Consider the following 7,794-nt stretch of genomic DNA (forward strand, 5'->3'; position numbering starts at 1 on the left):
AAAACTAGGGTGAAGTTAATTAAATATTTTTAACAAATCAACAACAATTTTTACTTGTGCAAGGTAATAATGTGGCTGACTCCATTTATGGTAATAATAGCTTTATTATCACAGGTTCCGTCGCCATAATCAAGAACCGCCATAGTTGTATCTCTCGTGATATTTACGGTCCCTTTTGCTCTCCAGGGACATGTGAATTTTTTTATTAAAGGAGAAACAATTTCCGCAGTCCATGTATTGCCGTTTGAGTTGGAACCATAGGAATTGCCGGTTATTTCAAATTCGTCATCTAATGGGTAAAGTGGTGTACCATTCCCCTCAACTTGAGTATGGATTCTTGCGCTGTTCCAGGCTCGCCAACTTCCATTGTTTGTGTTGGTAATTTTTCCATTAATAACTTTAGCGGTCCATTGTTTTTGATTTGAGGAACTGGTATTTTCTACTATATGTGTTCCTTCAATTTTAAAACTATCAACCGAGTAATCTACAAATGTTGTTGAGGTTGTACTTCCGGGAACGAACATGGGTCCTGTATAGATAGTTACGATTTTCCCCTTGCGCAACTTTCCATCTTTTCCGAGGCACCCAGTAGTACCAAAATCAATAGTTACTGTTTTCGGAAACTGATGTAAAATGTGCGGAATAACGGTTACCGTAAAACAACGTGAGGAAATAGAATCCGGCGTACCGGTTGGAGTTCCATCCGGATTGGTAGTATTGTTATAAATAACGTCAACACCGGCTCCGATGCCAATGTCTTCTCCTGCATCTGATGATTGAACGCCCATTGTTATATTGAACACATCATCGAATTGTGTTTCAGCAATTGCATCACTTTGAGATGCATCTAATGATGCTGTTACAGCAGGCGTATCTGTTGGTTGGCTGATTGTGTTATCTTTTTTGCAGGAAGAAAATGTAACGATACCTGAGACGGCCAACAGGAATGCCAATTTTGAAATCTGATTTACTTGTTTCATAAAAGATGAGATTAAGATGAATATTTTTTAAACACACCTGTGACGCCGGTTGCGTGAGCAAGTTTAATAAGACGTTAAATGTTTTTAATTTTTCTTTGCATCATGAATCTTGTAGATACACATACTCACTTATATTTAAAAGAATTCTCCACAGATATTCAGCAAGTAATAGAACGAGCCGAAAACGAAGGCGTAAATAAATTTTTTCTTCCTGCCATTGACAGCTCTGAAGCAGGAGCCATGTTTGCTCTCGAAAAAAAATTCCCGAACAAATGTTTTGCAATGGCAGGATTGCATCCGTGTTCTGTAAAAGAAAATTATAAAGATGAATTAAGAATAGTCGAAAAATTGTTGAAGGAAAGAAATTTCGCGGCTATTGGAGAAACCGGGCTTGATTTTTATTGGGACAAAACCTTTGTGAAGGAGCAATATGAAAGTCTTAATACACAAGCGAAATGGGCACTGCAATACAACATACCGTTAGTGTTACATACACGAGATGCCATGCAGGAAACAATAGATGTAATTACTTCTTATAAAGGAAAAGGCCTAAACGGAATATTTCACTGTTTTGGAGGTACTCATCAAAATGCACAAGATATAATTAATCAAAATTTTTTCCTGGGAATCGGCGGTGTCGTTACTTATAAAAATTCAGGACTGGCAGAAGTTGTAAAGGATATAGATCTTGATTATATCGTATTAGAAACAGATGCTCCTTATTTAACGCCTGTTCCTTTCCGGGGTAAAAGAAATGAGAGCAGCTATTTAAAATACGTAGCCCAGAAGATCGCTGAAATAAAAAACATTTCCGTTGAAGAAGTTGCAGAGCGTACAACAAAAAATGCAGAGAAAATGTTTAGGATTTAATTTATTTCACAAGATGAATTTCCAATAACCTTTTCCAGTTAACATACAGTTCATCGTATAATTTTGTGTCTGTAGGTTCAACTTTTTTCAATGGTTTAAATTGACTGAAAGCCTCATCAAAATTTTTATAGATACCTGCTCCTACACCTGCACCCAATGCGGCTCCTACGCTTCCGTCGTTACTATATAACTCAACAGGCACACCCGTTGCATTTACAAATGATTGTACAAAAACATCGCTTAAAAATAAATTGGATTTACCCGCACGAATAATCGTTGGATATAAATTATTTTCCCGCATAATATCTAAACCATAACGAAACGCAAATGCTATTCCTTCCTGGGCTGCACGAAAAATATGTGCTTTGGTATGTTTGTTCAAGTCTATGTTTTCGACATGGGCGCCGACTATTTTATTCTGTAGCATACGCTCTGAACCGTTTCCAAAAGGAAGAACAAATAATCCATCACTTCCGGGTAAAATGTTCTCACACATGGCATCCATTTCTTTATAGCTTAAACCATCGCCGCACATTTTCTTTATCCAACTATTCATAATCCCTGTTCCGTTAATACAAAGTAACACTCCTAAGCGTCTATCCTTCGCCGTATGGTTCACGTGTGCAAAGGCATTCACTCTTGAATATTTATCACTGAACAACTGATCTGTGACTGCATAAATAACTCCGGAAGTTCCGGCAGTAGCAGCAACTTCTCCCGGCTTAAGTACATTTAACGACAATGCATTATTGGGTTGATCGCCTGCTTTATAAGTAACGGTGGTATTTTCGTTTAAAGAAAGTTCCCGGGCAACTTCCGGCAATAATCTTCCATGAGAGGAAAATAAAGGTTGTACTTCGGGTATTAAAGAATTATCAAATCCAAAGTAATTCATCACATCTGAAGAAATATCATTCTTTTTAAAATCATACAAAATTCCTTCTGATAAAGCAGATGCAGAAGTAGTGATTTGACCGGTTAACTTCATTGCGATAAAATCTCCAGGCAGCATAATCTTATCAATCTTATTGTAAACATCGGGTTCATTATTTTTTACCCAACCTAACTTTGATGCAGTAAAATTTCCGGGCGAATTCAAAAGGCAGGAGGAGCAGATTGCTTCACCGATGGCATTAAACGCTTTTTCACCTGTCTCAACAGCCCTGCTATCGCACCAGATAATGCTATCTCTTATCACATTTTTATTTTTATCAACAACCACAAGTCCGTGCATTTGATAGGATATGCCGATAGCTGCTATTTCTTTTGGATTAAACTTTTTAGAGCCGTTTAAACTTCGTATAGCCAGTACCGTTTGGTTCCACCACATCACGGGGGATTGTTCTGCCCATCCCGAATGCAAAGAGGTGATAGCATTCTCTGTTTCAGGATACTGCGCTGTTGCTACGCATTGTTGGGTCGTTGCATCCACAACTGAAACTTTAATAAATGAAGTGCCGATATCGATACCTAGAAGGAGCATTATTATTTTTTATTAGTTAATTAATAGATGAATTTATTTTACACCAAGAATTGCCTGTGCTGGTTTAGCGGCGCCAAGTTCCGCACTCCTTTCTGAAGGCAAAGAACCAGCGATACTGATTTTAATATCACCAGAATCAAAAACGCTTTCTCCGCTTTCATTTACCAATTCCAACATATCCGGTGAAATATTGAAACTTACTTTTTCAGAGGCGCCGGCGGCAATGTGGATTCGTCTGAACCCTTTTAAAGAATACAGCGGAATGTCTGCCCCCCCTGTCAAATGGGTAATATACAACTGCACTACCTCATCACCTCCCATTTTACCACTATTCGTAACCGTTACTTCAGCGGTTACTGCTTCATTTTTACTGATTTTTTTCTTTGATAATTTTAGATCGTTATAGGCGAATTTTGTATAGCTCAATCCAAAACCAAATGGATACAATGGAACTCCTTTAAAATAACGGTAGGTTCTGTTTTGCATAGAATAATCATCAAAAGGCGGTAGATCAGCATCGCCCTTATAAAATGTTACCGGCAAACGCCCCGCGGGATTGTAATCTCCAAACAAAACATCCGCAACAGCCGTTCCTGCAGCCTGGCCCCCATACCATGCATTGATAATGCCCGGAATGTTTTCCTCTTCCCATGGAATCGAGACGGCGCTTCCGGTCATCATGACAAAAACAATTGGTTTGCCGGTAGCTTTGAGCGCTTTCATAAAATTTGTTTGTACAGTTGGTAATGCAATAGTTGTACGATCGCCGCCGCTAAATCCCGGTGTTGTGACTTTCATTTCTTCACCCTCAAGCCTTGGTGATATGCCACCAACATAAATAATTACGTCGGCATCTTTAATACTGTCAATTAATTTTGAAAAATCCTCGGGTTCGGTTGAAACAAAATCAGTAGCCTTTGAATAAAAGATATCCCCGTTCTTTAATTTTTCTTTTATTCCCTGCAAAACAGTAGTAACCACAGATGGCTTTCCGTTATAATTTCCCAGTTGTGTATTGGCATTATCAGCATTGGGACCAAGCACTGCAATGTGTTTAATATTCTTACTAAGCGGCAATGTGCTATTTGCGTTGCGAAGTAATACGATGGCCTCGTTTGCCATTTTTAATGCATGCTGTTTATGGGGCTCACTTTCCAAATTTGTAATAGGAATTTGTGCATACTTAACCATACTAACGGGATCAAACATTCCTAACCGGAAACGAATCGTAAATAATCTCTTTAAAGAAACGTCCAAATCTTTCTCAGTTAGTTTGCCATTTTTTACAGCATCTATTAACGTTTTATAAGTATGATTACCGCATTCTACATCAGTTCCATGAAGTACCGCATCTGTAGCGGAACTTTCTGCATCAGGAAACATCTTATGCGTTTTATAAAAATCATCAATAGCGCCGCAATCGGATGTAACATAACCTGTAAAATGCCATTGATTTCTTAAAATATCAACCATCAGTTTATCATTGCCACAGCAGGGTTGTCCTGCATAAGCATTGTAAGCGCACATTACGCCTGCCACTTTTGAATCAACCACCAGTTGTTTAAATGCCGGTAAGTAAGTATCCCAGAGATCGTGATTACTAACGTTCACATCAAATGTATGCCGCGAAGACTCCGGCCCGCTGTGAATTGCATAATGCTTGGCACACGCAGCAGCTTTCAAATACCTGGGGTCATTCCCCTGTAAACCTGCTACAAATGCTTTTGCTATATTGGCCGTCAGGAAAGGATCCTCGCCATAGGTTTCCTGTCCCCGTCCCCATCTTGGATCACGAAAAATATTAATATTCGGTGTCCAATAGGTTAAACCTGTGTACCTGCTATAATCCTTTTTGCGAAGACTTTCATTATGAATCGCCCGCCCTTCATCTGAAGTGTAATCACCCATTATTTTCATGGAGTTTACATCAAACGTTGCCGCCATCCCGATTGCCTGCGGGTAAGATGTAGTGTTATACTTAGTTCTCGCAACACCATGGAGGCATTCATTCCACCAATCGTATGGCGGGATACCCAAACGTTCAATGGCAGGAGTTGAGTTAAGCATCTGGCTCACTTTTTCTTCGAGTGTTAATCGTGAAACCAGGTCATTCACTCTTACGCTAATTGGTAGCGAAGTATTTTGAAACGGATAAATCTGCGAGTAACCCTGGTTGTTAGAACATAAAAAAATAGCAGTAAATACGATAATTATTCTTTTCATCAGGTTGGTTTTAGATATATTCTAAAATAGGTTAATTAAAACTCGGTATTAGTAAGCAACGCATCTTCTACTGTTTGCTTTGGTTTTTTCTTCCAGAGATGCTCAATTTCTTCCAATGTTTTTCCTTTTGTTTCAGGAACCAGTTTCCACATAAAGATGGCGGATAAAATTCCCATGATGCCGTAAATCCAATATGAAAAACCATGATGAAATTTTGCTGTGAGCCAAACATTGTCATTCATTACAGGAAAGGTAAGCGACACAACCCAGTTGGCGATCCATTGTGCAGCAACGGCAATTGACAAAGCACTCCGGATACTATTAGGAAATATTTCAGCTAATAAAACCCAGCAAACCGGTCCCCAGCTCATAGCGAATGCAGCTGTATAAACCAGCATAAATATTAGCGCCACAATTCCCAATTGGTTAAAATAAAAGGCAAAACCCAATGCGATCATACTTACCGCCATTCCAATTGAACCGATAATCATCAAAGGTTTTCTTCCAAATTTGTCAACAGTAAAAATAGCCAGTACGGTGAAGAGCAGGTTCACAATTCCTACAATAATTGTTTGCAATAAAGAGGAATCAGTACTCGAACCCATATTGCGGAAGATGTTGCTTGCATAATATAAAACCACATTGATGCCAACAAACTGCTGGAATACTGAAAGCATGATGCCAACAAAAATTATGAAGAAACCATAAGACAGCCAGGGAACATTTTTTTCATGGGTGGTAGATTTTATTTCTTCCAATATTCTCGATGCATTATTACTTCCCGAAATTTTGTTTAACACTTTCAGCGCTTTTTCATCATGTCCTTTCATAACAAGGTAGCGTGGAGTTTCGGGCACAAAGAATAAAAGAATAAAGAAAATTGCCGCCGGTATAGCTCCTGAAAAAAACATCCATCGCCAGCCTTCCGTAATCAACCATTGTTCGTTCCCCTGTTGTGCAATAAAATAATTGATAAAGTAAATAAGCAGCATACCAAAGATGATGGCAAATTGATTGAAGGAAACTAACTTCCCTCTCACATTAGCCGGCGCAATTTCAGCGATATACATTGGGGAGATCATCGAGGCGATACCGACTCCTATACCTCCAAGAATACGATAAATAACAAATGAGTATGCATCCTGCACACCAAAAATATTGAATAACTCGGGCCGCCAGGCCCCGATTGCTGACAATAAAAATGCAATAGCAGCAATCATCAATCCATTTTTTCTTCCGAGTGATTTTGAAATAAAACCTGCAGAGGCGCCACCAAGAACGCAGCCTATCAATGCGCTGGCAATTAGAAAGCCTTTAATTACGTCAGCATTATCCTGTAACGCTGCGGCATCAACCGGAACCGCATTGCCAATAAATCCTACAGCCCACCAGGAAAGAAAAGCAAGTATGACCAGGCCGGTAATGCCGCCCTTTTTTATGCCGATCAGCCGTATAATTTGCCCGGAGATAATAAGAAATATAGCAAAAAGAACCACGACCATTAATATCCTGTATTCGGTAATCATGGATACCGCGTAATCGTAATGTGCCGGGTTGGTGATGTTTTGAATATAAAAAGTAACCAATGATTTTTCAGCCCCGTTTACTACGGCTGTATCGTAGCCAAATAATAAACCTCCAAGTGTAGCCACTAACGTTAGCAGGAGTATGTACCTGGGATTTCCTTTTTGAAAACTGGCAGAAGCTGTGCCTGAAGAAGCGTTTACTAGTGACATTGATTTGGTTTAGTAGATTATCAGATAAAACTTTTAACTATATTTTCATAATATTCCTCCTCACCACTTATATTCCTAAATCCACTCTTTTCAACAGCATGTTTTTGAAGGTCTTCCAAAGAAAGCTTTCCGTATTTGGTTTGAATGAAAATACTGCCCAATCGTAATGAGGTTTAAAAGCAAATTATTTTGTTAGAATTCACTGTTAATGTACAACTATGAATAGGCTAATTTAGAGGAATTATTTTAAAGAAATGTAAACGGTTGCATTTTATTTTGAAATAATGATTTTTGCGGGAGTCACTTTTGGAGGATATTATAATTGATACTGATCATAGAAGGGGAAGAAGTAAAAATTGATGATTCAGTTGCCGCTATAAATATGGTGAATTAAACAGTAAACAAAAATTTCAGAAAAAAAGCTGTTCTCCCGGATGATATTGTACTCAAAGCCTTCGTGACCAAAGAGGATTAATGACATAACTAACTGTTATCCATACCT

5 protein-coding genes are annotated in these 7,794 nt (G+C 38.7%); 1 reads left to right on the plus strand and 4 read right to left on the minus strand.

The features are described 5' to 3' along the window. Positions 1–50: 50 nt before the first annotated feature. The gene (locus ACO1O5_RS00455; RefSeq protein ID WP_486267362.1) at positions 51–980 is read right to left on the minus strand and encodes a hypothetical protein; all 930 of its coding nucleotides are present in this window, start codon (positions 978–980) and stop codon (positions 51–53) included. Positions 981–1,058: 78 nt separating this feature from the next. Between ACO1O5_RS00455 and ACO1O5_RS00460 the strand changes: the two genes are divergently transcribed. Next, positions 1,059–1,850: a TatD family hydrolase gene (locus tag ACO1O5_RS00460; RefSeq protein ID WP_486267364.1), complete on the plus strand. Its 792-nt coding sequence runs from the start codon at positions 1,059–1,061 to the stop codon at positions 1,848–1,850. A 1-nt stretch (position 1,851) separates the two neighbouring features. Here the strand turns inward: ACO1O5_RS00460 and ACO1O5_RS00465 are convergent, their stop codons facing one another. From ACO1O5_RS00465 to xylE, 3 genes are read right to left on the minus strand one after another with little or no spacing between them, the layout of a single operon-like run. Beyond that, complete coding sequence (locus tag ACO1O5_RS00465) at positions 1,852–3,333, minus strand: xylulokinase (protein WP_486267366.1); 1,482 nt, start codon at positions 3,331–3,333, stop codon at positions 1,852–1,854. A 33-nt stretch (positions 3,334–3,366) separates the two neighbouring features. Continuing rightward, entirely contained in the window at positions 3,367–5,556 is a 2,190-nt protein-coding gene (locus ACO1O5_RS00470) for a glycoside hydrolase family 3 C-terminal domain-containing protein (protein WP_486267368.1), read from the minus strand. A gap of 35 nt (positions 5,557–5,591) precedes the next feature. Then, the gene (gene xylE, locus ACO1O5_RS00475) at positions 5,592–7,292 is read right to left on the minus strand and encodes a D-xylose transporter XylE (RefSeq protein WP_486267370.1); all 1,701 of its coding nucleotides are present in this window, start codon (positions 7,290–7,292) and stop codon (positions 5,592–5,594) included. Positions 7,293–7,794: the final 502 nt, after the last annotated feature.

This window comes from Ginsengibacter sp. (assembly GCF_057362405.1).

Bases quoted from the DNA above. Each gene is read 5' to 3' on its own strand.
- ACO1O5_RS00455 (WP_486267362.1), bottom strand. From the start codon at position 980: ATGAAACAAGTAAATCAGATTTCAAAATTGGCATTCCTGTTGGCCGTC.
- ACO1O5_RS00460 (WP_486267364.1), top strand. From the start codon at position 1,059: ATGTTTTTAATTTTTCTTTGCATCATGAATCTTGTAGATACACATACT.
- ACO1O5_RS00465 (WP_486267366.1), bottom strand. From the start codon at position 3,333: ATGCTCCTTCTAGGTATCGATATCGGCACTTCATTTATTAAAGTTTCA.
- ACO1O5_RS00470 (WP_486267368.1), bottom strand. From the start codon at position 5,556: ATGAAAAGAATAATTATCGTATTTACTGCTATTTTTTTATGTTCTAAC.
- xylE (WP_486267370.1), bottom strand. From the start codon at position 7,292: ATGTCACTAGTAAACGCTTCTTCAGGCACAGCTTCTGCCAGTTTTCAA.